This is a genomic window from Halalkalibaculum sp. DA3122, from assembly GCF_043951865.1.
In the GTDB taxonomy this organism is placed as follows: Bacteria; Bacteroidota; Rhodothermia; order Balneolales; family Balneolaceae; genus JAMQKA01.
Genome location: NZ_JBINJF010000001.1, coordinates 62128 through 86905, shown reverse-complemented (window position 1 = coordinate 86905; position 24778 = coordinate 62128). Strand labels below are relative to the sequence as shown.

The following is a 24778-nucleotide window of genomic DNA, read 5'->3' as shown; positions in this document are numbered from 1 at the left end:
AAAATAGACTGCTCCGAATTTTTGGATTCCAAATTTACAAATAATTGCGGGATTACATAAACTTTACCTGGTTATAATTCTTGTCATAATATGTTCTGTCGTATAAACGAGGCCTTTTGCAAAACTGTCGGTTGCATCATGCCTGGCGGGTGCGACAATCTGTTTTGACCATCCGGGCAAACAATGTAAATCCCCCGCTGTCCGGGATGCGATGTGGTGTTGGAAAAGATCTTTAATGGTGCTCTCTGAATGAATAACAATACGTTGGCTATGCATGTTTTTGGGAACTGGTTGTGGGAATTGCGGCATGTCATTAAACGGCTGATCCTGGCTGTGGCCTTCTGCTTTGGTGCCAGTAGTGCGGTGTGGGGACAACAAGGAGGGTCGATCGAAAGGATAAAGGCGAACCTGGAGAATTTGCCGGCCGACAGCCACAAGGTGAATATCCTTAATAAAATAGGCCGGGACGCCCTTGACCGAGGCCAGATGGACAGTGCGGAAGTCTATTTTTTACAGGCGCAGCATCTGGCCGATTCGCTCGGTTTTTTATACGGGCAGCAACAGGCCCTCCTGGGACGGGGCGAGCGGTTGCTTGAGCAACAGCAGGTAGATTCTGCCGAACGCGTGCTGGAACGGGCGATGGCCCTGGACACGGGCACCCCGCTGAGGCTGGAAAACCAAAATCTGCTGGCCACCGCCTACCGCTACCAGGGGGAGAATCACCGGGCTATCGAACTGTACAAGCAAGCCCTGGCCGATATCGACACGACCGAACAGGCGCGCAGGGCGGCCGGCTTTGCGATGAATATGGCAGGGGCCTACATGAACCTGGGATACACGGCCGAGGCGTTCAGGCATTTTGACAAGGGGATCTCCTACGCGGAAGCCGCACAGGATTCGGTCTACCTGGCCACCGCGCTGAATAACGTCGGGCTGGCCTATAACAATGAAGAGCAGTTTGGGGAGGCAAGCTACTACCTGCAGCGGGCACTGCGGATAAGCCGCGCGCTGGATTCTAAACTGGGAGAGCTGCGGGCGCTGCTAAACCTCGGAATCACGCGCAGCGGACAGTCGGAGTTCGCGGTGGCCGAGTCGCTTTACAACGAAGCGCTGGAATTGTCGGCCGAAGTGCGGCCCAATACGCCGCCGGTACGGATTCGGTATAACCTGGGAGAGCTCTACCACCGGATGGAGCAGTACGACCGGGCAGAAGAATACTTTCAACTTTCACTGGAGAACAGCCGCACCATGAAGTTGCCGCAGGGGATGTTTTACAACATATCGGGACTGGGAAATGTGGCGGAGGGCCGGGGCGATTTGGCCGGGGCCGTAGACTGGCACACCCAGGCGCTGGAGGTGGCCGAGCGCCTGGACAACCTCTCGTTTTTGCGGGAAGCCCATGAAAAACTGTACCAGGTCCAAAAAAAGCGACAGCAGTTTCAGCAGGCGCTGGGACACCTGGAGACCCTGAAGTCGCTGACCGACAGCCTGCATACCCAGCGGCGCGAGCAGATGCTGACGGAATACCAAACGCGGCTGGAGGTGCAGCGCAAAGACCAGAGGAACCGGGTGCTGGAGGCCGAAAAATATGAGCAGCAGGCGCAATTGAGATTCCAATACTGGTTGCTGGGCATCGGGGTTTTTGTTATCGCAGTAATCGGGATTTTCGCGTTCCTGTTGTACCGGGCGAACAGGGAAAAGAACAGGATAAATAGCGAGCTCGAATCTCAAAAGAGAGCGCTGGAAGAGACCAACAAGGTGCAGAACAAGCTCTTTGGCGTGGTGGCCCATGACCTGCGGAACCCGCTGAGTGCGCTGATCGGCATGCTGGAGCTGATCCGCAGCCAGACGCTTTCAAAGCGGGAGATAGAGTCGCTGGTGGCGGAACTGGAGCTCTCCCTTCAGCAAAATGTAAATATCATGGAAAATCTGCTGGTGTGGGCAAAACAGCAGATGTCCGGGCTCTCCCTTGAGCTGGAATCGATCAACGCGAAGGAGCTCGCCGATGATATTGTGGAGGCTCACAAGTTTAATGCTGAGCACAAGCAGGTGGAGCTGAAAAATAACATCCCGGGAGAGCTCGTCGCGCGGGGCGACTACAACATGCTGAAGCTGGTGCTGCGCAACCTGGTCTCCAACGGCCTCAAATTCTCGGAAGAAGGTGACAAAGTGACGATAGACGCCCGTGCCCGCGACGGGGAGATCCTTTTTGAGGTGCGGGATACCGGCATCGGGATACCCGAAAACATGCAGCCCGATATCTTTGGCGAAGAGGTCCAGAGCCGGAAAGGCACCCGGCGGGAGCGCGGCAGCGGCATGGGACTAAAGCTTTGCAGGGAGTTTGTCGAAAGGCAGGGCGGCACCATCTGGTTTGAGAGCGAGGAGGGCAGGGGCACCACGTTCTATTTTACGCTGCCGTCGCCTGCCGACAACAGGTAATGAGCCGCAGTCTGCTGACGGCGGCCAGGCCGGGTATTTAATTTATTTATTTGGAATTAAGTTCTTACCTTTTCTAGGCTTGAATATTACACCAGGAGTTGAATAAAGCATGAAAGTAACAGAACATTACGCACAGGCCACTGAGCCACTCATTTCGTTTGAAATCATTCCTCCCAAGCGCGGGGGATCGGTTTCTGAAGTGTTTGACGTGCTGGACAAGATCATGAAGTATAACCCGCCGTTTATTGATGTGACCTACCATGCGGCCGAATCGTATTTCGAGGAGCTGCCGGACGGCACCATCAAGCGACACATCAAGCGAAAGCGCCCGGGCACCATCGGGCTGTGTGCGGCCATCATGCACAAGTACGGGGTGGATCCGGTCCCCCACCTGATCTGTGAAGGATTTACCAAGGAAGAGACCGAAGACGCGTTGATTGAACTGAACTACCTGGGGATCGACAACGTGCTGACCATCCGGGGCGATGCCCCGGACGACAACGTGCCGCGGTACAAAAACGGGACCTACAACGAATACGCCATCGACCTGGTCCGGCAGGTCCAGGATATGAACCGGGGGAACTACCTGGAGGATATCGTGAATGCCCAAAAAACAAATTTCTGTGTAGGCGTGGCCGGGTACCCCGAAAAGCATTTTGAAGCCCCGAATCTGGACTGGGATATTGCGCGCCTCAAGGAGAAGGTGGATGCGGGGGGAGACTACATCGTCACGCAGATGTTTTTTGATAATGACGCCTACTTCCGCTTTGTGGACAAATGCAGGGCGGTCGGCATCGACGTACCGATCGTGCCCGGCCTCAAAGTGCTCACCAGAGAACGGCACCTGAACTTTCTTCCCAAATTTTTTCACCTGAATATTCCGGAATCACTTTCAGAGGAGGTGACAGCCAACCCGCAGCGGGCCCAGGAAATCGGCATTGAGTGGGGCACGCAGCAGTGTATTGAGTTGCTGGAGAAAGGTGTTCCGGGGATCCATTTCTATGTGATGGGCGATCCCACTCCCGCCCTGGATGTCATAGAAAAGCTGCCCCTGGGGAGCACAATCAAAAAATAGCTGTCAGGACTTTTTGAGGATCTCCTGGTTATTGAACTAATAGCCGGTAGCGGTACTATAAATCCGTGGGTAGCCAGGCCCCGATCTCTCCCTGTTTGTGCTGGTTGCTCGAAATCCTGATCGAAAGTTCTCCATTTCTCAAAAGCTCCATATGCGCCTCGGAAAGCTTGAACTGGTTATCTTCAGCCCTGAACGAACCGCCGGTCCGCTCTTCGTTAATCTGGGACTTCAGCCTGAATATCTGGTTTACCGCCAAGTCTTTTTTGGCATAATAGATGGCGGCACTGACGTAAGGCGCCATCAGATCCGAAAAGGTGCCCTCCACCGTCAGGGTATCCGCCTTTAGTCGCAGGGTTATGGTACCGCTGGCGCTGGTCGGTACCGAGGGGTTCAGTTTGTACCCGGCTAGTATAACTGTTTCAGTATTTCCTTTTGACTGTGCCTGCGCCTTGGTAACGGCAGTCAGTCCCATCCCCAGAAGGCAGGCCGAAAGTAGTGTGAGCAGTATCGGTTTTTTCATGATGTTCACGATTATTAGAGTTGAAATTTTGCGGCGCTACAGATCTACAACGTCAGGAACTTCACAAAAATTTACTTTTTTAAAAACATCTATATTTTAAAGAGAGTACATATCGGGGTGACAACACGGCGGCAGTGCCGCTGTTATCTTCAAGACAGAGCGTTTGTAGCAGTGCCCGGCGGACCGGGTGATGGTGATCTGCTCTTCGTTACCGGGATACGGGATATATACTGAAATGTAACAATCATTTGAATTAGCAGGAGACGTTGGCCATGAGATTGCATCTCAAATTGACACCGAACACTGAGCCGGTACCTTTCAACTACCAGCACGAGCTTACCGGTGTCCTCCACAAGTGGCTCGGTCAGAACGACCTGCACGACAAGATATCGCTGTACTCATTTTCCTGGCTGCGGGGCAAGGTGGACTCGACGAGCAATGGGTTGAATTTTCCTCAGGGCGCACGGTGGTTTATTAGTTTTTGGGAGAAGGAGTACGCTGAAAAGCTAAAAGATGGAATTTTATCTGCTCCTGAAGTTATATATGGAATGAAGGTTAAATCTGTTAAAGAACAGTCTATACCTGAATTCGGAGATGAGTATAGATTTAAAGTAGCCAGTCCTGTGTTAGTGAGAAAGAATTGAGATGATGGAACAAGGGAACATTTAGATTTTGAAGATGAGGAAATTAATAAAATAATATCCCAAAGAATGCAATCTAAACTAAAAGAAGCAGGGTTTGAAGCTGTACCTGCTGCACCTGCGTGTTCGGATCAGATGCTTTTAATAGCACCTAAGAGAAATTGAAATGCAGTTTCCGTTTGTCCATCATCCATCATCCGTCATATTTTTAAATCAGGTAAAGGAAATTTAAAACCCCATGTCTGCCGTCTCACCTCTCACTTCTCACCTCTGCCGTCTGCCGCCAACCACTTCTGCCGCGAAAAATACTCAATACCCGCATCACACATTTCCAAACTTCAAATTTTGCTTTCCGGTTCTAAATGCTAACTTACTTTCCGGTTTTGCAACGATTTCGGGATGTACAGAGTGTAAACAGTAACTAACAACAGGACTATGGACCGGCTTCTTCAGCTAAAGCTAAGTGCCATGATGTTTCTCGAGTTCTTTATCTGGGGAGCATGGTACACAACGGTAGCGGTGTTTATGAGCGAGCACGGAATGCAGGACTTAACCCACTGGCCGTTTACAGTTAATCCGATAGCCGCCATTGTGGCTCCCTTTTTTGTGGGATATATTGCCGATCGCTATTTCGCCACGGAAAAAGTGCTGGGCACCCTCCATATCATGGGCGCCCTGTTCATGCTGTTGACGCCCCAGGCGGCGGGGTCGCCACTTCTCTTTATCCTGCTGTTACTGGCGTACAACCTGTGTTATATGCCCACCATGAGCCTGGCCAATACGGTCTGTTTCCACAACATCGAAGACCAGGAAAAGCAGTTTCCGCTCATCCGGGTATTTGGTACAATCGGCTGGATTGTCGCAGGACTCGGTATCAGTTTCCTTTTGGGATCGTTTGTGGCTGATAATGTAAAGCCGGAAGAAACCGCCCTGCCCCTCTACCTGACCTCCGCGGCAAGCCTGCTGCTGGGCCTCTACAGTTTTACCCTGCCCCATACCCCTCCCCCGGCAAAGGGAGAGCAGGTATCGTTCCGCAGTATCGTCGGTATTGACGCACTCAAAAAGCTGGGCAGCCGATCTTTTTACGTATTCCTGGCCAGTTCCCTGCTCATCTCCATACCGCTGGCGGCCTACTATAACTTTACCCAGTTGTACCTGGGAGCTACCGGCTTCGAAAATATCGCCGCCACCCAGACAATCGGGCAGATGTCGGAAGTGCTGTTTATGCTGCTGATGCCGTTTTTCTTTATCCGCCTGGGCGTTAAATGGATGCTTGGCGTGGGTATGCTGGCATGGGTGGTCCGCTACGCCCTGTTTGCCCTCGGGGCTCCCGCCCCCGTAACATGGATGATTATCCTGGGTATCGCCCTGCACGGCATTTGCTACGATTTTTTCTTCGTAACCGGACAGATTTATATAGACAAAAAGTCGACACCCGATATCCGGGGGCAGGCCCAGGGGTTGATTATACTGATAACCTATGGCGTAGGTATGTTGATTGGCGCCCAGGTGGCGGGCAAGCTGTTCAACAGTTTCCTGGGAAGTGCAGACGCGCTGACGCTTGACCAATGGCAACAGTTTTGGTGGATCCCCGCACTCTTTGCCGCCGCGGTTCTGATCCTGTTTATCCTCTTGTTTGACGACCGCGTAATCGAGGAAGACGCCGAGGTAGACCCGGAGGAGTTCAGGGCGTAAGTGCTTAGTGGGCCTTGAAAACTCCCGGGCAATCGGTGCGGGTGATGCGGCCGGATCCGCAGGCGTGAGGTACACGGCCGACATTCACGTGATGGGCGAACCGCCCGGCATCGCGGTCACGTAAACTGTTGAAAACGGGTGGGGGGACCGGTAGTGTCGACGACCGTAAAATATTAGCTGTAAACGGGATCGTATATAATTTTTTCGGGTTCCGTAAGTTTTATATTATGTGTATATGGATTTTTATTTAATTCACGCAAAACCAATGGCTGTTACAAACCGCTTATACTTATGTACTACGGCGTTATTCCTGGGGCTGGCCTTGTTGCTGTCGGGACCCGCGCTTTCGTTTGCACAGACACAGGAGCCGGACGTAATGCCACTGCCGGAGCCGCGCACTCCACTCAGCGAGGGCAAGCACAACGCCCTGGGATTCGAGGTGATGATCAACAACTTCGGATTTGGAATCGGGGGGCATTATTCCCGCGTGCTGGGACCGTTTACAGAGCTTACTTTTGAGACCGGCATTACGGGAATTCGCGACGTCAGCGAGCAGACCTACACAGATCCGTTCTTTGGGCAGCAGATTATTCCCAATAAATACAACCGGGCGATGGCGTTCCCGTTTATGGCGGGGATCAAGAAACGGTTTTTTGCCCGTAAAATTTCGGATAACTTCCGGTTTTTTGCAGCTGCATCAGGAGGACCCGTCCTGGCGTTTGTATATCCCTATTTTAATGATTCCAACGGGAATGGATTTCGCGATAATTTCGTGGTGAACGGCATACGCCGTTCGGAGAGTGTAAACGATTTTTTCTCCGGCTGGAAAGATGGTGAAACGAAATGGGGCGTTGCCGGAGAATTCAAAGTGGGTGTGGATATCGGTGAAAACTTTTCCAAACTGACGACGGTCGAATTTGGCTACTATTTTTATTATTTCGACGAGGGGATCCAGATGATGGAACCCTATCGCCCCGTAATCAACAACCAGGGGCAGTATGTGCTGAGACCCGACGGAACATTCGAGCGGGAACCCTTCTTTGATGCCCAAAAATACTACGGTACGCCGCAAATTACCCTCACCTTCGGCGGCATGTGGTAGATATGGTCGTGAGTCGTGCGTCATGGGTCTTGGGTAGTGATCTTGAGTGGAATTTCTCAAAACCCACGACTCATGCCCCAAGACTATTAAACTTTATCCGCAGGTAAAATCCTCGTACATTCCCACCTGTAATTATTAAACCACGGGTAACTAAAATCAGTAGAAACATGAGTTTTATTGACGAAATTATTGGCAGGCAAATACTTGATTCCAGGGGAAATCCGACAGTGGAAGTGGAGTTGCTGCTGAATTCCGGAGTTGTCGGTCGGGCCGCTGTTCCTTCAGGGGCTTCAACAGGAGAGTTCGAAGCGGTAGAGCTGCGGGATGAAAACGCCGATCGCTACCTGGGCAAAGGGGTCACCAATGCCGTCGAAAATGTAAATACGATTATCAGGGATGAGCTGATTGGCTATGAAATATTCAACCAGGTGGAGATCGATAATACGTTGCTGGAAATTGACGGTACCGGTAACAAGGCCAGGCTTGGGGCCAATGCTGTTTTGGGGGTCTCGCTCGCTACTGCGCGGGCCGCGGCCAATGCGTTGAATCTGCCACTCTGGCGCTACATCGGCGGGGTTAATGCGAAAGTACTGCCGCTCCCGATGATGAATATTATTAATGGAGGTTCGCACGCCGACAATAATGTGGATCTGCAGGAATTTATGATTATGCCCGGCGGTGCTCCCACCTTTTCCGAGGCGGTGCGAATGGGGGCCGAAGTGTTTCACAACCTGAAAAAAGTATTGGGAAGCAAGGGATACAGTACCGCTGTCGGGGATGAGGGTGGATTCGCGCCTGACCTCAAATCAAATGAGGAGGCGGTGGAAGTGATTCTCGAGGCGATCGAAAAAGCGGGCTACCAGCCCGGAGAGGATGTCGTCATTGCACTGGATCCGGCCACCTCCGAGTTCTATAACGAGGAAAAGGGCGTGTACGAATTCCGGTGGAGCGACGGCAGTGAGCGCGATACCGCCGATATGGTCGAATTCTGGAGCAGCTGGGTCGACCAATATCCCATCGTCTCCATTGAAGATGCGATGGCCGAGGATGACTGGGAGGCCTGGAAGCAGCTGACGGATGCGGTCGGCGACAAGGTACAGCTGGTGGGTGACGACCTGTTTGTGACCAACACCGAGCGCCTGGCCCGCGGCATCAGAGAGGGGATCGCCAACTCCATCCTTATCAAGGTAAATCAGATCGGTACGCTGACTGAAACGCTGGATGCCATCGAGATGGCTCACAAGAACGATTACACGGCCGTGATCTCCCACCGCTCCGGCGAAACTGAAGACACCACCATTGCCGACCTGGCCGTAGCCACCAACGCCGGCCAGATTAAGACCGGCTCAATGAGTCGTACCGACCGCGTGGCCAAATACAATCAGCTGTTGCGCATTGAGGAGCAGCTCGGTGACAACGCGATTTTCCCCGGCATGGATGCATTTGGAATTTAACGGCTCAAACAGGTATGGGCTTGAAGGCAGCCTGTTTGTAATCTGAAAATGGCGGAATCGGCACAACCGGTTTCGCAAAGCCTTTTTGCTAAATAGCGAGGAAATTAGCTTCCTCGCTATTTTAGTTTATAGCTCTTTTATTCGAATTGTTTGATCATGGAGATCACCAGGCTCAAATTACAAAATTTCAGAAATCACACCGATACCGAGGTAGAGTGGGTGCCGCACCTGAATGTGATTACGGGACCGAACGGGGCCGGCAAAACCAATCTGATTGATGCGGTACATTATCTGTGTATGAGCCGAAGTTTTGTAGCCAGCAGCGACCGGTATGTCGTAAACCAGGATTCCACTTTTTTTATGATCAAGGGACATTTTGAGGGCAATATCCGTTCAAGTTTTGATGTGGGCTGTTCCTACTCGGGGGGAGAGGGGAAGAAAATATTTGTGAATGAGAGTCCGCTGGATCGCCTCTCCGACCTGATCGGCATGGTGCCGGTGGTGGTACTGGCGCCTGAAGATAAAAAGCTCACCAGCGAAGGTCCCACGGAACGCCGATCCTTCATCGATTCGTTTATCAGCCAGATCTCCCCAAAATACCTGAGAGACCTGATGGATTACCGCAAGGTGCGCAAGCAGCGGAACAAGCTGTTGCAGGAGTTCAGGGGCAGCCGGCGGGTACTGGCGGCCCACCTTGAACCGTGGGATGTGCAGCTGGTTGAGCACGGTTCGCGCATTGTGGCCAAGCGTACCGAGGTGTTGAACCAGTTCCAGGACTACCTGGCCAGGGAGTACGAGCTAATTTCAGGGATGGAGCACCGCCCGGGCCTGGAGTACCAGACGTTTTGCATTCCCTCGGAGTCTCCCGAAGTGGTCAGGGAACGGTATGAGCAGGCGCTCGAAGAAAAACGGGAACACGAAATGGAGCGCGAAGTTACTGTTGTGGGCCCCCACCGGGATGAAATCGTGTTTTATCTCGATGATTTTGAGCTTCGAAAGTATGGCTCGCAGGGACAGCACCGCTTGTTTGCCCTGGCTTTGAAGCTGGCTCAACTTTTTTATTTTTCTGATGAGCTGGACGATCTGCCCATATTTTTGCTGGACGATGTGTTCGGCGATCTTGACAAACAGCGTACCGAAGTACTGCTCAAGGCGCTTGAGGACCACGCCGGGCAAACGTTTATCACATCCGCAAACCCGGTTCCGTTCGACCGGTATGTAACGTTTGACGGACAAAAAAACAGAAAATACAGGGTGAAGGACGGAACCGTTCACGAAGTCTAACCCGATGATAACGCGGGAGCTTCAGCATACAGGATGCTGCAAATTTCCGCTGATGCAAAGAATCGGCAAGCGCCTGGCAAACGCAAAAAATCATTCAGCTATGTGCTGTTTTATTGGCATGTGATGCGGTATTTGGCAACCTTGCAGTTCAAGATTTTGTCATAGAACAGTTGTAAATTTGTAAAGTCTTAAACCATGGCACGTTTTAGCAGGAATAAACCGAAAGCCCTGAAAGATCTGCTCAAGAACTTTCTGGATGATTATCCCCATAAAAATAAATTGAAACGGGGAATGATACTTTCGATCTGGTCGAAATCGGTGGGGGAGAAGATCGCAGAAAAAACCGATAACATCTATTTCAAGGACGGAAAGCTGATTATCCATGTCAAAGACCCGGCCTGGCGGCATGAGATCCACATGCAGCGGTTTCAAATTCAGAAAAAACTGAACCGGGAAGTTGGCGACAAAATAGTAAAGGAGATTGTCGTTCGTTCTTGATTGCTGAAGACGGTCAACAGTTTTTCATTTAATTGAACAGACTATGAGCAACATAAATTTAAGCACGATCACCGACCGCCTCTGGGCATTCTGGGATAAACTGTTGAAGCGGGTGGATGATGAGGGCACGGAAGAGTACTCGCGGGAGAAGATCGTCGTGTTCATTATATCGCTGATCCTGGCACTTTGTCTCTGGTTCCTGGTAAACCTGAGCCGGGCCTATGTACTGAATGTAAATCTGCCGATTGAACTCGGTAATATTCCCGATGACCGGGCCCTGGCCGAGGATCTGCCGGATTTTGCGACTGTCAGCGTGCAGGGAGAGGGCTGGAAACTGCTCAATCTTTATAACAATCCACCGCAGATTTTTGTGGATGTGACTTCCGGGGAGGTTAACCTGTACGACCAGGTACAGCAGCAGATGAACGCGATACCGGATATCGACGTGCAAAAGGTGCAGCCGCTTGTTTTAAGTCTCAACCTGGAGGAGAAGGCATCAAAAAAAGTGCCGGTTCGGCCGCGGGTGTCGGTGCAATTTGAGCGGCAGTACGACTTTATAGAACAGCCGCGGCTGTCGCCAGACAGTATCACCATATCGGGGGCGTCCTCCATTGTGAACGAAATTGAGGCGTGGGAGACCGACTCGGTACACCTGGAGGGGATCCGCTCTGACATCTCTAGACCCATCAGCCTGAAGAAACCCTCCAAGCTCCTGTCGATCTCTGCCGATGCGGTCCAATATTCTGCCGGCGTCGCCCAGTATACCGAAGGAGAAACACGGGTGTTTGTCAGGGCGAGCAACCTGCCCGCAGGACAGAATATTACGTTCAGCCCGGCATATATAACCGTCCGGTACACGGTTCCTATAGAGGAGTATTCCGAGGTACAGGATCGAAATCCGATTACCGCCATTGTTCCGTACAGCACCCTGCGGGCCGATTCGACCGGATTTGTAACTCCCCGCATAGAGGTCCCCACGGATCAATACCATATTGAGATTGAATCGCACAAGCCAAAGGAGGTCTCCTATTTTGAAGTCGTCAGCGGGTAGAGGTGTTCCTTTTGGCTTGATCCAAAAGGAACCAAAAAAGGCTGCGAATGGGCCAAATGCTGCAGCCTGTGCAGGCGTGGATGTTGATGGTCCATAACGCTGGTCGCTCGCTATCATAGTTTTCACCGGTGCAACATCCACAATCGCCTACGTTGGCTTCCGCGCCCCATTCAAGGCCGGGAAGCCAGGGCGGCATTTTTTCTCCGATGCTCCTGTACTCAAAATAACACGCCGTTGGTTGTTATTTTTCATTACTCATCTCCCTGCACCCCCTTCGAACATCACTTCCAGCTTTTCAATCATAACTGCCACAAGGGGGAAGGACCCGCATTCTCCATCCCGCCACCCCTTCAAAATTCATAATTCTTCAATCTATATTCCCAACTCCCATCCCCTGGACGGTGATTTTTTTAGGTTCGTTTTTTGATCACTCAAAAAATGAACAAGAAAAGAGGATGACTTTTTGAGAATGCCCTGACTAAACCGCTGCTCCCGCACTCACAACCGATGATTGCAAATAATAACTTCAGGCCACTTCATCCAGCTTCTTTTCAAACGGCCTGATTACCTCCTCCACCTCTTTTGCATCCTCGAAATAAGAAAGAATTTTCAGCAGTACTTCATCCACAAGTACATCGGGGCAGGAGGCGCCCGAAGTCAGGGAAATAGTGACCGGCCGGTTGTCAGCGTCGGTTGGCAGCCAGCTTTCCGTTGTTTTTACCTCTTTGTCCCACTGGTCAAAATGGCGGATCAGGTCGGGCGATGAAATCTCTTCGGCATCGCGAACGTGGTAGGTCGGGAAGTGATGCTCCAGGATTTCAACCAGGTGCATGGTGTTGGAGGAGTTGTATCCGCCCACCACAACCGCAAGGTCAGATTCCGTTTCGGTAAGGGCTATGGTTGCCGATTGATTTTCGTTGGTGGCATAACAGAGCGTATCGGATGTGTCGGCGAAATGTTCCAGCACGTTCGACTGGCCGTGCCGCTGGGCCGCGGCCTGTTTCAGGATCTCCATCACCTCTTTCGTTTCGGTGGCAAGCATCGTCGTCTGGTTGATAACGCCAAACCGTTCCAGGTCCTCCAGCGGATCGAACCCCTCAGTACTTTTGTGTCCGAAATAGGTTTCAAAATCAGCGACGGGACGTTCCCCGGTCATGATATCAGCCAGGATGGTCGCCTCTTCGGGGTTCAACACCACCACACAGGGGGAATGTTCGGCACTGTGCGAAAAGGTGGCGCGGGTCTCTTCATGGCGGTGTTTGCCGTGGATCACCAAGGAATATCCCTTGTTACCCAGTTGCTCTCCCCGGCGCCATACCTTCTCCACAAAGGGGCAGGTGGTATTATATTCATAGGGATCGATCCCCTGCTCTTTCAGCTTCTGCTGTATCTCGAGCGTAGTTCCAAACGCGGGGACGATGACAATATCCTCCTCATCGAGCGAGGAAAGCGGGATCAGCTCCGTACCGTCGGTTTCGAACAGAAACTTAACACCGCGCGCCTGCAGGTCTTCGTTTACAGTGGGATTGTGGATCATCTCGCTCAACAGGTAGATATCGCGGTCCGGGTACTGCTCAACCGTTTTGTAGGCGATGTCAATAGCATTTTCCACGCCGTAACAGAAGCCAAAATGGCGCGGAATATGGAAGCGGACCGGCCCAAAGTCCAACAGTGATGGTTCTACATCTTTTTTCCGCGGATCCACCACCTTGTTCGCTTCCTTCACTTTTCGGATGATCGGGGATCGATAGATGTCGGGGATATCAAATTTTTTTCGTGCCATAACAGCTAAATATACGGAGCTTAAAGGGGAACATCAGAGACAAAATAGCGCAATCTCCCCGCTTTCTTTTTACAGCATGGAAAGTGATACTCGGAGGAGTCAGGGGGCTGTGGCGCTCTTCAATCCGGGAGTGGGGTGAAGGAGGATGGAAATATTTTTGCATGAAAGATCCATTTCTATATTTTGAATACGAATTAATTTTAGAAACCACGGGATCATAGAAGTAATATAATTCTTTAGAATCACTCAGGGGATTAAAAGATGATGATGTAATAGCACCAGTGTCGTGTCAAACCCTGGTTCGGCCGTAACTGGCAGAACGCGGATACCACCGGTCAGGCTGATTCTACACGGATATCATGTGAAGGTCTGTTTGTACACCATCTTGGGGTTCAACCGCAGTATCAGCCTCATCTGCGTTCCAGTATCCCGTAAACCCTAGTGGGTATGGTTGACTGGACACGAAAGCCCTGCCGCTAGTATACTTAAACGAAATTTACCGGGATTATTTTCCCGGTTTTTTTAACTGTTGTTGAAGTTTATTTAAAGATACTGATCTGATTGTGGAGACTGCACTCAACTATTCTGTTGAAAATTCTGACCAGTGGATAGAAGCGATCCGCAATGGGAATAAACAGGCGTTTGAGAAGCTTTTTCAAACCTATTACGACGATCTGCACCGGTTTGTCTGGGGATACATCAAGCGCGAGGATATCGCGGAAGAGCTGGTCCAGGATGTGTTTGTTAAAGTGTGGAAGGGGCGCCACAAGCTGGATCCGAACCGAAAAATAAAATCACTGCTGTATATGATCGCCCGGAACCTGGCGATCGATTTTTTGCGGCACCGTTCAACCGTTCTGGAATGGGAAAATGAAAAAAAGGCGCTTCGTAAATTTTCTGAACATCCCGATTACCTGGATGACCAGCTCGATAAAAAGATGAAGCTGGAGCATGTGCAGGCGGCAATTGAAGAACTGCCGGAGAGACGGCGGCTGATTTTTATTATGAGCCGATACAACAGGATGACCTACAAGGAGATTGCCGAGACCCTGGATATATCCGTAAACACTGTCGAAACCCAAATCGTCAGAGCGCTGAATACACTGAGAGAAGTACTTGCCTCCCTCTGAATAAACGACCAATTTTATCAACCCGCCACTATTGCAAAGCCCTTTTGTAATGAAAGCCGGTTCACTGTTTAAGCGTTTGACCTGTTACCCGTGGGGAATGGGGTCCAATACAAAAAAATCAACCATCGCTGTCATGGGATGATCTGAACTGTACGTACTATGGGCAGAAGGGAAGTGAAACTTAGGGAAAAAGTTATGGGATATACATGTATTGTTACCGGCAGATATACTGTGTGGTAACAATGAGCTGCCAGTCTCTGCTTTCCTTCTCATACAATTAACTTCGTCATCATGCTGAGGGCTCCCGCTTTACAGGGGGGGCTACTGCTCAAAATGATGTTAATTCTACAAAATGGAGATAACAGAATGAATACAAAGTTGAGGTACAACATTGTTTTTATTCTGCTTGCGTGTTTCACGTTTTTTCTTGCCGCAAGTGGGTATAGCCAGGGAACAATCACAGGAACAGTAATCGATGGCAACTCAGGGGAGACATTGCCGGGAGCCAACGTATCGATCCAGGGAACCCAAACCGGTGCTTCCACCGATGCCAACGGGGAGTATACCATTTCGGATGTGGATCCCGGAAGCTATACGCTGGTTGCAACGTTTATCGGCTATCAGCAGGCGACCCAGGAGATTACCGTGGTTTCCGGGGAGACCACCGAGGTCAACTTTGAACTTGTGCAGTCGGCCGTCGACATGGAAGAGCTCGTTGTTGTGGGCTACGGTTCGCAGACACGGGGACAGCTTACCGGCTCGGTTGGGAGCGTAGAGATGGACGAAGCGGTCAGTGCCGGCGAAAGTTCTCTGGAACAGTCGCTGCAGGGACGCGTTTCAGGGGTGCAGGTCGTCCAGACCGGCGGTGGAAAGCCAGGCGGGGCGATCAACGTAAATATCCGGGGGATCGGCACAATTAATTCTGAATCGCCCCTGTACGTAATTGACGGGGTTCCGATCCAGGACAGTCCCTCCGGACAGACTGGCACCGGTGTGCTCAACAGCATCAATCCCAACGATATCGAGTCGATCGATATCCTAAAAGACGCCTCGGCCGCCGCTATTTACGGCTCGCGGGCCTCGGGCGGGGTGGTGCTGATCACCACGAAAAAAGGAACCCGGGGCGGACAGGTCCAGGTGAATGTGGAAACCTCGTATGGAACCCAGGTGCAAACGGAACGGTATGATGTGCTAAACGCCGAGCAGTATGCCGCATATCTTCGCGACGTGCACTCCGATCCCAACAGCTCGGGACTGCCGGCAAATTTTCAGAATGGAGAGCGCCCGCCGCACAACACAGACTGGCAGGATGAGCTGTTCAGGGCCGCACCGCTGCAAAACTACAACCTGGATATTTCCGGTGGTGGAGAAAGTTCAACCTACAGCATAGGACTGGGATATATGGACCAGGAGGGAACAATGGTCGGCTCAGGCTTCAAGCGCTACTCCCTTAGGGCCAACACCCAGTTCGACGCGTCCGATAATATTAACTTTGGCGGTTCAGTATTGCTGAGTAAAAGCGATATTTCGGAAAATGACGGCAGCGGCGGACGCCGTTCTATTGAACACGCGGTAAAGCAGGCGCCCACGGTTCCCGTGTATGACGACTCTTTTGTCGGTGGTTTCGGGTGGCCGGTGACGGCCGACGGGCAGGATGCTTCCAACCCGATTGCCACTGCTCACCTGATCGATGATACCATCAATCGATACTCTATTGTCAGTTCCGTATACGGGGAGGTCACCTTCCTTCAGCATTTTACCTACAAGCTGCAGGCGGGAATCGATTTTCGGTACCAGGATTCCGGCACCTACAACGACTACTACCAGACTACTCGAAGGCTTGACGCCTTCTCTTCGTTGAACAGAACGAGAAGCCAGAACCTGAATCCGCTGATCGAACAGACACTGACATATGATCAAACCTTCGGTGCGCACGACGTCAGCGTGCTGGCCGGGTTTTCTGCCCAGTCGTTTGACAGTGATTTCGTAAATGCCAGCGGGCAGGAGATGCCGCGAAATGTGCGTTCTCTTGGAGCGGCTTCTTCGCAGTTGGGGGTAGACAGTGGGATCCAGGAGAGTTCGCTGCGGTCGCTTTTCGGGCGTGTAAGTTATTCATACGACAACAAGTACCTGTTTACGGGAAATATACGGCGCGACGAGTCTTCCAAGCTCTTTAATGCAACTGAACCGGTCGGGGTATTTCCCTCGGTGTCGGTGGGGTGGAGAGTCAGTGAAGAGGATTTTCTGGAAGATTCGGACCTGATCAGCAACCTGAAGATCAGGGCGGGCTGGGGCGAGCTTGGCAACCAGTCGGTACTGGGCAATTATCCCACCACGGTGAGCCTGAGCACCAATTACTTTTATGTGTTGGGCGATACAGAGGTCCAGGGAATCGGCCAGCAGACCATGGCCAACCGCGATATTACCTGGGAGACCTCGGTTCAGACCGATGTCGGGTTCGAGCTTGGCTTGCTCAACGATCAGATTTCACTGGATTTCGACTACTACAACCGGACGACCGAAGATCTGCTTTGGACCGCCCAGGTTCCGCAATCGGTAGGGCTGAATCCCCCGTTTATCAACGCCGGGACGGTGGAAAACCAGGGGATCGAAGCAGCCGTTTCCTATCAGAAATCGATCGGGGATCTGAACCTGAATCTTTCCGGCAATATTACAACCATCTCAAACGAAGTTAAAAGCCTGGGAGCCAACGACCAGGTGGAAATCATTGAAGGCAACATTGCCGATGATGTAACCGGGGTCTCCGTGACACGGGTCGGAGAACCGATCGGGCAGTTTTACGGCTATGTCTCAGACGGGCTGTTCCAGGACTGGGACGAGGTGTACAATCACGCCACGCAAAGCCAGGATCCCAATGGCGGTCGTGATGAGGCAACAGCAAGCCAGCACACCGCTCCCGGAGATATACGTTCAACGATCTTAACGGGGACGGGCAGATCAGTCCCGACGACCGAACCATCCTCGGGAACCCGATTCCTGATTTCACCTACGGCTTCACGGCTGATCTGGCATATAAAAATATTGATTTCAACTTGTTTATCCAGGGGAATTACGGCAACGATATTCTGAACGGCGCCACCAAGTGGCTGCAGGATTTTCGTCAAAACTTTAACCAGGGAACCGCGTACCTGGATGCCTGGACTCCCAATAATACGGACACCGATGTCCACCGCGTGGCCGCACTTGATCCAAATTCCAACATGTCTCGGCTTTCGGACCTGTATGTTGAAGATGGCTCATACCTGCGGGTTAAGACGCTGACAATCGGGTATACATTTGACAGCGACCTGGTAAGTCAGGCCGGCGCAAATCGCCTCAGGGTGTACGCCACCGGACGCAACCTGCTGACGCTGACCGGCTACAGCGGACTTGAACCCGAAATAGGATCGCTGGGCACCGGTACGGCGCGTGATGCCGGGATCGACAGGTTTGTGTATCCCCAGGCAAAGCAATTCCTTGTTGGGATACAGCTTGGGTTTTAATTCGCCTCCGGCTTTGACGAACGAAATTCAATTAATAAAGAACAGATAATTATGAAGAGAATAACCTTAATAACACTCTCATTGGTTGTTACGGCCCTCCTCTATGCGGGCTGTACGGACAGCTTCCTGCAGAAGTCTGACAGCAACAGCGTCAACTCCGACACCTTCTATCAGACTGAAGCGCAGGCACTTGCATCCGTGAACTCGGCATACGCTATGCTACAGGCGCACGGTCTCTGGGGGCGGAGCATCTTCTTTATGCTCGATTTTGCCGGTCAGGAAGTGGGAACGACCGGCAACACCCAGGGCCCTCCGCTTGAACTGCTGAACCATAACTACGGTCCCTCTGGCAATACTCATATTACCACTCCATGGGACAACCTGTATGATATGATTTCCAAGGCCAACTCCACCATCTTGAACGTCGGCCAGATGGAGGATATAGATACTGCGGTACGCGACCGCGTGGTTGCGGAAGCAACCTTCCTGAGGGGATTGGCCTACTTTTATATCAACGCCATCTATGGGGGTGGCCCTCTCCGGCTGGTCGAAAATCTCGACGAGCTCCACACCCCGCGGGCTTCTGAAGAAGAGATCTGGACCCAGGTTGAAACCGATCTGAGTGCAGCTGCCGGCGTACTCCCTCAAAAAGGAGGATATCCTGCAGCACAAGAAGGCCGGGCAACCTCGGGAGCAGCCTACGCCCTGCTGGGTAAAGCTCATCTCTACCAGGAGGAATATTCAGACGCAGAAACGGCCTTTCAGCAGGTGATCGACCAGGGCGTATATGACCTTGAGCGGGCAAGTGACTATGGCGGAAACACCATCGACAATGCAATACAGGCGATGCGGTGGAATCACCATCCGGATGAAAATAATAACAAGGAAGCGGTCTTCGAGGTACAGTTTAAGTCGGGTACCGGATTCGGCTGGTCTACCGACGGCACCGGCCGCAACGAAACCTCCATTCGTCCCCAGGAATACGGGGTTGACGGGTTTGCCTTCTATAATGCTGTCCCAGCCCAAGACTTGATCAACGCCTATGACAGTGATGACCCGCGGCTGGAGGCGTTCTATTTTGGTCCGAACAGCACCTATCGGGGGCAGCCGTATGATTTTGCCGGAAAGGGCTGGGCCTGGAAGAAATATCAAAAAACCGATGAGGCGGAAAACAGCGAATCGGATGCCAACATGGATGTTATCCGCTACGCCGATGTTCTGCTGATGATGGCGGAGGCCAAAATCATGCAGGGCGGTGCCAAGGTTGCGGAGGGTATTGAGCTGATCAATGAGATCCGGAGACGAGCCGATCCGACAGGTAACATCCTGGCCGATCGTGATACCAACGCCGGGCAAAACCAGGCCTTCGACTGGCTGGTCCTTGAACGGCGACTGGAGCTGGCGGGTGAGCAGACCCGGTTCTTTGATATGGTGCGCTGGGGCATGGCCGCGGATGAATGGGACTCGTTCCAGGCGGGAAAACATGAGGTGTTCCCCATCCCGCAGGAAGAGATCAACGCCAACACCGAAATGACTGACGAAGAGGATCAAAACCCGGGATACTAAGCCCCGGAAAATAGTATACTCTGCTTTTTTATAGAGAATGTGGAATCGGAACTTAGCTTTCCGGTTTCCATTCTCTATATTTTTATCTGCTTCACAACAGGATGTTGAAAAACCTTCCAAATATTCAGTAACAGGGATAGACAAAATGAATATAAGATGCGGGTTCGCCGGCTGGGTTGCATTCACTGCTTTGATGGTGGGGGCATGCAGCCTGACAAGTGACAAGCAGACCGACCCGCTTTTCCAAGAGCTCCCGCCTGACCGAACCGGCATCGATTTCAGCAACGATATTACCTACGATGTCGATTTTAACGTCATAACCTTTCCCTACATATACAACGGCGGCGGAGTGGCGGTGGGAGATATCAACAAAGATGGACGTCCCGATCTGTACCTGACCGGGAATATGGTTTCCAGCCGCTTGTACCTGAATGAGGGAAATATGGAATTCAGGGATATTACCAGTATTTCCGGCACGGGAACGACCGGGTGGGCGAACGGGGCATCAATGGTCGATATCAACGGGGACGGAGATCTCGATATTTACGTTTCGATGTCCGGACCGGAGGGCTCAACACCCGAAGAGCGGCGGAACAAGCTGTTCATCAATAATGGTGACAACACATTTACCGAACGGGCCCGAAAATTTGGACTTGCCGACACCGGGTATACCACGCATACTGCTTTTCTGGATTATGACCGCGACGGAGATCTCGACGCCTTCCTGATGAACAATTTTCCGGGATCGTTTTCCCGGGATAACAGCGTGGGCGTGCGCGATGAGATCAACGACGGCACTGCACTCAGTACGGACGCCCTCTACAGAAATAACGGGGATGGCACATTTACGGACGTATCGGCGGAGGCGGGCATAAGGAAAGAGGGATACAGCCTCGGTATCGCGGTACACGATTTCAACCGGGACGGCTGGCCGGACCTGTATATTTCCAACGATATCCAAAGCGACGATCTTCTGTACATGAACAATGGCGATGGCACCTTCACCGACCGGGCGGAGACCTCCCTCAAGCATACCAGTTTTGCCGGTATGGGCACGGATGCCGCCGACGTTAACAACGATGGCTGGCCCGATATCCTGCAGGTGGATATGATGCCGCCTTCCCTGGAGGGCCAGAAAAAGGTCTCCGGCGCCTCAGATTATGAGCATGTGAAGGAGCTGTATGAACGCGGCTACATGCCCCAGTTTCCGATGAATACCCTGCAAATGAGCAACGGTCGCGACAGGGAGGGGAATGTTATATTCAGTGAAATTGCGAAGCTGGCAGGTGTGGGATATACCGACTGGAGCTGGAGCGCCCTGTTTGGGGATTACGACAGCGATGGCCACAAGGATGTCATGATCACCAACGGATATCCCAAAAAAGTGAACGATTTTGACTACATCATAGATCTGAATCGGGCCGTAATGTTTGGGGATAACGAAGCCCACGACACAACCAAATTCATGAAAATTAATCAACTCGATTCCATTAAAGTCGAGAATTACCTGTTCAGGAACCAGGGTGATTTGACGTTTCGAGACCGGTCGGAAGCCTGGGGGTTTGAAAGCCCCTCATACTCCTACGGCGCGGTGAATGCCGACCTGGACGGGGACGGGGACCTGGAACTGGTGATCAACAATATCAACGAACCGGCCCTCGTGTATGAAAATCGGGCTGATACATTGAAAAAAGACCATCACAATCTGAGAGTCCAGCTGCGGGGTGATTCCCTGAATACCCACGGAATCGGCGCAAAAGTGCGGGTCTCTGCCGGCGGCAGATCCCAGTATGCCTATATGTCGCCTTACCGTGGGTACCAGTCCTCGTTGCCGCCGGTGCTCCACTTCGGCCTCGGCAAGGCCGGCACCGTTGATTCCCTCGAGGTGACCTGGCCCGACGGACGCTATCAATTAAAGACAAACCTGGAGGCCGACGCTAAAATCACGCTTCACTACCGGGAGGCCCAATCCTCTTCTCCCAGACGGGAAGTGAATCAATCCCCAAAATATTTTTCTGAAATAGATCCAGGTGCGATAAACGCGGCGTATGTTCATCGTGAAAATGAGTATAACGATTTTGACAAAGAGCCGCTGCTGCCCCACATGCTGTCCCGGCTCGGTCCCGGGATCGCCGTGGGCGATGTGAACGGCGATGGCAGCGATGATTTTTATATTGGCGGGGCTGCAGGATCGCCGGGAAGCCTGTTCCTGCAGCAGCCGGATGGAACTTTTCGGGAGTCTACGGCAGAACAACCCTGGGGTAATGACCAGGAGTATGAAGATGTTGACGCCACCTTTTTTGATGCCAACGGAGATAGTCACCCCGATCTATACGTGGTGAGCGGGGGCAACGAGTTTTCGCCGGCTTCCGGACTCCTGCAGGATCGCTTGTATATCAATGCGGGGGATGGAACATTTTTACGGTCGGAGGACGCCCTGCCCGAGATGCTCACGAGCGGCTCGACTGTTAAGCCCGCTGACTATGACAACGATGGTGATATGGATCTCTTTGTGGGGGGACGCCTTGTTCCGGGTCAATACCCGCGTCCTGCCAACAGTTATATCCTGCACAATGACAAGGGAACTTTTACGGATGTAACCGGTCAGGTGGCCCCGGAGTTGGCGGCATCGGGACTCCTGACAGATGCTGAATGGATCGATTTTGACGGCGACGGCGACCTCGATCTGGTAACCACGGGCGTCTGGATGCCGGTTACGTTTTTCAGGAATACCGGCGGTTCATTTAAAAACGTAACCGAATCGTTGGATATGGATCACCCGACCGGCTGGTGGTACAGCCTGGCATCAGGAGATTTTGACGGGGACGGCGACAAGGACCTGGTAGCGGGAAATCTGGGACTGAACAGCAATTACAAAACGTATCAGCAGGAGATCATGGAGGTCTATGCCGGTGATTTTGACGGGAACCAGTCGTACGATGCGATCCTGGCTGTCCGAAAAGAGAATGGTTCCTATCCACTGGCAGGAATGCGTGCCCTGCAGGACCAGATGTCAAGGTTGATGCGGCGCTACCAGAGTTTCAGCAGCTACGCCGATGCTACCGTCAGCGATATCATTGGACGCAAAAACAGGGATGACGCGCTGCATTACCAGGCCGAAAATTTGGCCAGTATCTATATTGAGAACAGGGGTGAAGGTACCTTCAGGCAGCGTCAATTGCCGAACGAGGCGCAGTTTTCCACGGTAAATGATATTATTCCCGGCGACTTTAACGGGGATGGCCATCTTGACATTGTTATTGCAGGGAATTTGTACGAAACAGCTCCGCAGACAGCGCCGAACGATGCAGGCAACGGACTGTTGTTGCTGGGAGACGGCGGTGGGGATTTTACCCCGGTTTCCCCCTTCCAGAGCGGATTTGTAGCACCCGGTAATGTAAAAGACCTGGCGTTAATCAGGACTGCCGGGGGAACAGCCCTGTTGGTGGGCAATAACAACGATTCGCTGCAGGTTTTCCGCGTGCGGAAATAGAGGAAACCGCCATGTTTTTGGTAGCGGGATCTGTGATTCGTTACTGTCATTTAATAGGTTAACGCATGGTAATTTCCTTGATCGGGTTGTTTCACGTTCAAATAAACATAAAAGAAACCCCTCTGCAACGGGAAGCGGGGCTAAATTTTTTTGAAGAAATCTGATTGTTTGAAAAATACTGTCGTGGTATCGTTTCCCACGAACGTATTATTATCTACTTATACCCCCGGAGGCAAAAAATCATTGTTTTTGACACTGAAATAGTCAGAAAAATTATTCACCTTACGGGGGGTTTTCGGTGTTGCTGTCAAAGCTGTCGGCGGCTGGAAAAGTCTCATAACAGGCGAAAAAACATATTGATATTATTTGATTTGTGAAGATGGAAGGTAGATCAAATTTGGAAAAAATATTGATCCGTTACATTCGGGGGGAATGTACGACGGAAGATAAAAGAGGGGTTGAAGAGCTGATACGCACCAACCCGGAGATCAATGAGAAATATGAAGAACTAAAGAGGACATGGGAAGAAACCAGGAATTTTCGGCTTGAGAGAAACAAAGAAAACAGTTGGCGGAGTGTCGAACAGCGGATTGAAGAGCACGAAGAAGCAGAAACACCCATTTACGAACTGAATGTTCCGGGCAAGACAGAATCGAGCCTTGGATCCCAACCCGGAAGCCAGCAGCGTTCACCTTCCGGCAGGCGTAAAAAATCCAGGCGTGTCAAATGGGGAGTGGGACTTGCAGCGGCTCTGCTATTAATGGGATTTGTTTCATACCTGCTGCTTTCTCCCCGTTTGACGGGTATGCTCCAGCAGGCGAACCCGGTAATGGAAAAGATTGCCACACAGCCCGGCGAGCGGGTCAGCGTAACCTTTAGCGATGGTACCCGGGTCAGGCTCAATTCGGCCAGTACCATACGGCTGCCGAAAAAGTTCGATGGCGATCTCCGGGAGATCGAGCTTGTTGAGGGTGAGGCCTATTTCGAGGTTATAACACAAAAAAACAGGCCGTTTGTTGTACACACATCCCGCGCGGATATCGAGGTGCTGGGGACTAAGTTTAATGTCAACTCCTATTCCCATAACGAAAACATCGAGGTGGTCGTTGCTGAAGGGGAGGTCGCCGTAAAAGGACGGCAGGACAGCGAAAGGGGAACCAGCGGCTCGATAAGAGAAAGCGTGCGGTTAAATCGCGGTCAGTTGACCCGGGTTGGCTCAACCGGCATCCCGAGTCGGCCGGAGAACGTAACCCTGAATTCATATATCAGCTGGGTTGACGGGGTGTTCACCTTTGAAAACAGCTCTCTTGCCGAGGTGATCGACCGACTCGGCAACCATTACGATTTGACTTTCGAGGTAGCCGATTCAAGTCTGTACAAGCGGAATGTAACCGCCGAATTCAGGAATGAGTCTCTGTCAACCGTTCTGGATGTGTTGATGTTTTCACTCGATATTGAGTATGAAAAACAGGGAACGCACATCATCCTGAAGCCGGAAGAATAGGGATAGTGGCACCGGCAAATCGCCGGGTGGTTATGAAAAC

Annotated in this window: 17 protein-coding genes; 15 read left to right on the top strand and 2 right to left on the bottom strand. The window is 51.8% G+C overall.

What is annotated here, in order from left to right:
- The first annotated feature begins 249 nt into the window (after positions 1-249).
- Both ACG2F4_RS00330 and ACG2F4_RS00325 read left to right on the top strand, forming a co-directional pair.
- On the top strand, positions 250-2439 hold the full coding sequence (locus tag ACG2F4_RS00330) for an ATP-binding protein (RefSeq protein WP_395257126.1): 2190 nt from the start codon (positions 250-252) through the stop codon (positions 2437-2439).
- 109 nt (positions 2440-2548) lie between these two features.
- On the top strand, positions 2549-3514 hold the full coding sequence (locus ACG2F4_RS00325) for a methylenetetrahydrofolate reductase (protein WP_395257124.1): 966 nt from the start codon (positions 2549-2551) through the stop codon (positions 3512-3514).
- Between the two features lie 55 nt (positions 3515-3569).
- On the opposite strand, the gene ACG2F4_RS00320 is transcribed toward ACG2F4_RS00325, so the two are convergent.
- Positions 3570-4034, bottom strand: coding sequence for a CHRD domain-containing protein (locus ACG2F4_RS00320; RefSeq protein ID WP_395257122.1), 465 nt, complete (start codon positions 4032-4034; stop codon positions 3570-3572).
- Between the two features lie 272 nt (positions 4035-4306).
- Here ACG2F4_RS00320 and ACG2F4_RS00315 point away from each other — a divergent pair, with 272 nt between their 5' ends.
- The 7 genes from ACG2F4_RS00315 (at position 4307) to ACG2F4_RS00285 (ending at position 11759) form a co-directional block, all read left to right on the top strand.
- Complete coding sequence (locus ACG2F4_RS00315; RefSeq protein WP_395257120.1) at positions 4307-4678, top strand: hypothetical protein; 372 nt, start codon at positions 4307-4309, stop codon at positions 4676-4678.
- 432 nt (positions 4679-5110) lie between these two features.
- Positions 5111-6370, top strand: coding sequence for an MFS transporter (locus ACG2F4_RS00310; protein WP_395257118.1), 1260 nt, complete (start codon positions 5111-5113; stop codon positions 6368-6370).
- Positions 6371-6635: 265 nt separating this feature from the next.
- On the top strand, positions 6636-7472 hold the full coding sequence (locus ACG2F4_RS00305; RefSeq protein WP_395257116.1) for a hypothetical protein: 837 nt from the start codon (positions 6636-6638) through the stop codon (positions 7470-7472).
- A 167-nt stretch (positions 7473-7639) separates the two neighbouring features.
- Positions 7640-8926: a phosphopyruvate hydratase gene (eno, locus tag ACG2F4_RS00300; RefSeq protein WP_395257114.1), complete on the top strand. Its 1287-nt coding sequence runs from the start codon at positions 7640-7642 to the stop codon at positions 8924-8926.
- A 156-nt stretch (positions 8927-9082) separates the two neighbouring features.
- On the top strand, positions 9083-10210 hold the full coding sequence (gene recF / locus ACG2F4_RS00295) for a DNA replication/repair protein RecF (protein WP_395257112.1): 1128 nt from the start codon (positions 9083-9085) through the stop codon (positions 10208-10210).
- A gap of 195 nt (positions 10211-10405) precedes the next feature.
- Positions 10406-10708 carry a DUF721 domain-containing protein gene (locus ACG2F4_RS00290; protein WP_395257110.1) on the top strand — a complete coding sequence of 101 codons (303 nt, stop codon included), beginning with the start codon at positions 10406-10408 and terminating at the stop codon, positions 10706-10708.
- A 43-nt stretch (positions 10709-10751) separates the two neighbouring features.
- On the top strand, positions 10752-11759 hold the full coding sequence (locus tag ACG2F4_RS00285; RefSeq protein WP_395257108.1) for a YbbR-like domain-containing protein: 1008 nt from the start codon (positions 10752-10754) through the stop codon (positions 11757-11759).
- A 526-nt stretch (positions 11760-12285) separates the two neighbouring features.
- On the opposite strand, the gene ACG2F4_RS00280 is transcribed toward ACG2F4_RS00285, so the two are convergent.
- Entirely contained in the window at positions 12286-13542 is a 1257-nt protein-coding gene (locus tag ACG2F4_RS00280; RefSeq protein WP_395257106.1) for a 4-hydroxy-3-methylbut-2-enyl diphosphate reductase, read from the bottom strand.
- A 563-nt stretch (positions 13543-14105) separates the two neighbouring features.
- Between ACG2F4_RS00280 and ACG2F4_RS00275 the strand changes: the two genes are divergently transcribed.
- The 6 genes from ACG2F4_RS00275 (at position 14106) to ACG2F4_RS00250 (ending at position 24738) form a co-directional block, all read left to right on the top strand.
- Complete coding sequence (locus ACG2F4_RS00275; protein WP_395257104.1) at positions 14106-14672, top strand: RNA polymerase sigma-70 factor; 567 nt, start codon at positions 14106-14108, stop codon at positions 14670-14672.
- A 366-nt stretch (positions 14673-15038) separates the two neighbouring features.
- Positions 15039-17762 carry a SusC/RagA family TonB-linked outer membrane protein gene (locus tag ACG2F4_RS00270; RefSeq protein WP_395257102.1) on the top strand — a complete coding sequence of 908 codons (2724 nt, stop codon included), beginning with the start codon at positions 15039-15041 and terminating at the stop codon, positions 17760-17762.
- Positions 17726-18175: a hypothetical protein gene (locus tag ACG2F4_RS00265; protein WP_395257100.1), complete on the top strand. Its 450-nt coding sequence runs from the start codon at positions 17726-17728 to the stop codon at positions 18173-18175. The genes ACG2F4_RS00270 and ACG2F4_RS00265 overlap by 37 nt, the downstream gene beginning before the upstream one ends.
- Positions 18176-18226: 51 nt before the next feature.
- Positions 18227-19741, top strand: coding sequence for a RagB/SusD family nutrient uptake outer membrane protein (locus ACG2F4_RS00260; RefSeq protein WP_395257098.1), 1515 nt, complete (start codon positions 18227-18229; stop codon positions 19739-19741).
- 145 nt (positions 19742-19886) lie between these two features.
- The gene (locus ACG2F4_RS00255; protein WP_395257096.1) at positions 19887-23234 is read left to right on the top strand and encodes a VCBS repeat-containing protein; all 3348 of its coding nucleotides are present in this window, start codon (positions 19887-19889) and stop codon (positions 23232-23234) included.
- A gap of 397 nt (positions 23235-23631) precedes the next feature.
- A complete protein-coding gene (locus ACG2F4_RS00250; protein ID WP_395257094.1) occupies positions 23632-24738 on the top strand; it encodes a FecR family protein in 1107 nt (368 codons plus the stop codon).
- Positions 24739-24778: the final 40 nt, after the last annotated feature.

What these genes read in the sequence shown, in the direction of transcription:
- ACG2F4_RS00325 (WP_395257124.1), top strand. Translation starts at nt 2,549, where the DNA reads ATGAAAGTAACAGAACATTACGCACAGGCCACTGAGCCACTCATTTCG.
- ACG2F4_RS00330 (WP_395257126.1), top strand. Translation starts at nt 250, where the DNA reads ATGAATAACAATACGTTGGCTATGCATGTTTTTGGGAACTGGTTGTGG.
- recF (WP_395257112.1), top strand. Translation starts at nt 9,083, where the DNA reads ATGGAGATCACCAGGCTCAAATTACAAAATTTCAGAAATCACACCGAT.
- ACG2F4_RS00285 (WP_395257108.1), top strand. Translation starts at nt 10,752, where the DNA reads ATGAGCAACATAAATTTAAGCACGATCACCGACCGCCTCTGGGCATTC.
- ACG2F4_RS00290 (WP_395257110.1), top strand. Translation starts at nt 10,406, where the DNA reads ATGGCACGTTTTAGCAGGAATAAACCGAAAGCCCTGAAAGATCTGCTC.
- ACG2F4_RS00270 (WP_395257102.1), top strand. Translation starts at nt 15,039, where the DNA reads ATGAATACAAAGTTGAGGTACAACATTGTTTTTATTCTGCTTGCGTGT.
- ACG2F4_RS00255 (WP_395257096.1), top strand. Translation starts at nt 19,887, where the DNA reads ATGAATATAAGATGCGGGTTCGCCGGCTGGGTTGCATTCACTGCTTTG.
- eno (WP_395257114.1), top strand. Translation starts at nt 7,640, where the DNA reads ATGAGTTTTATTGACGAAATTATTGGCAGGCAAATACTTGATTCCAGG.
- ACG2F4_RS00315 (WP_395257120.1), top strand. Translation starts at nt 4,307, where the DNA reads ATGAGATTGCATCTCAAATTGACACCGAACACTGAGCCGGTACCTTTC.
- ACG2F4_RS00305 (WP_395257116.1), top strand. Translation starts at nt 6,636, where the DNA reads ATGGCTGTTACAAACCGCTTATACTTATGTACTACGGCGTTATTCCTG.
- ACG2F4_RS00320 (WP_395257122.1), bottom strand. Translation starts at nt 4,034, where the DNA reads ATGAAAAAACCGATACTGCTCACACTACTTTCGGCCTGCCTTCTGGGG.
- ACG2F4_RS00310 (WP_395257118.1), top strand. Translation starts at nt 5,111, where the DNA reads ATGGACCGGCTTCTTCAGCTAAAGCTAAGTGCCATGATGTTTCTCGAG.
- ACG2F4_RS00280 (WP_395257106.1), bottom strand. Translation starts at nt 13,542, where the DNA reads ATGGCACGAAAAAAATTTGATATCCCCGACATCTATCGATCCCCGATC.
- ACG2F4_RS00260 (WP_395257098.1), top strand. Translation starts at nt 18,227, where the DNA reads ATGAAGAGAATAACCTTAATAACACTCTCATTGGTTGTTACGGCCCTC.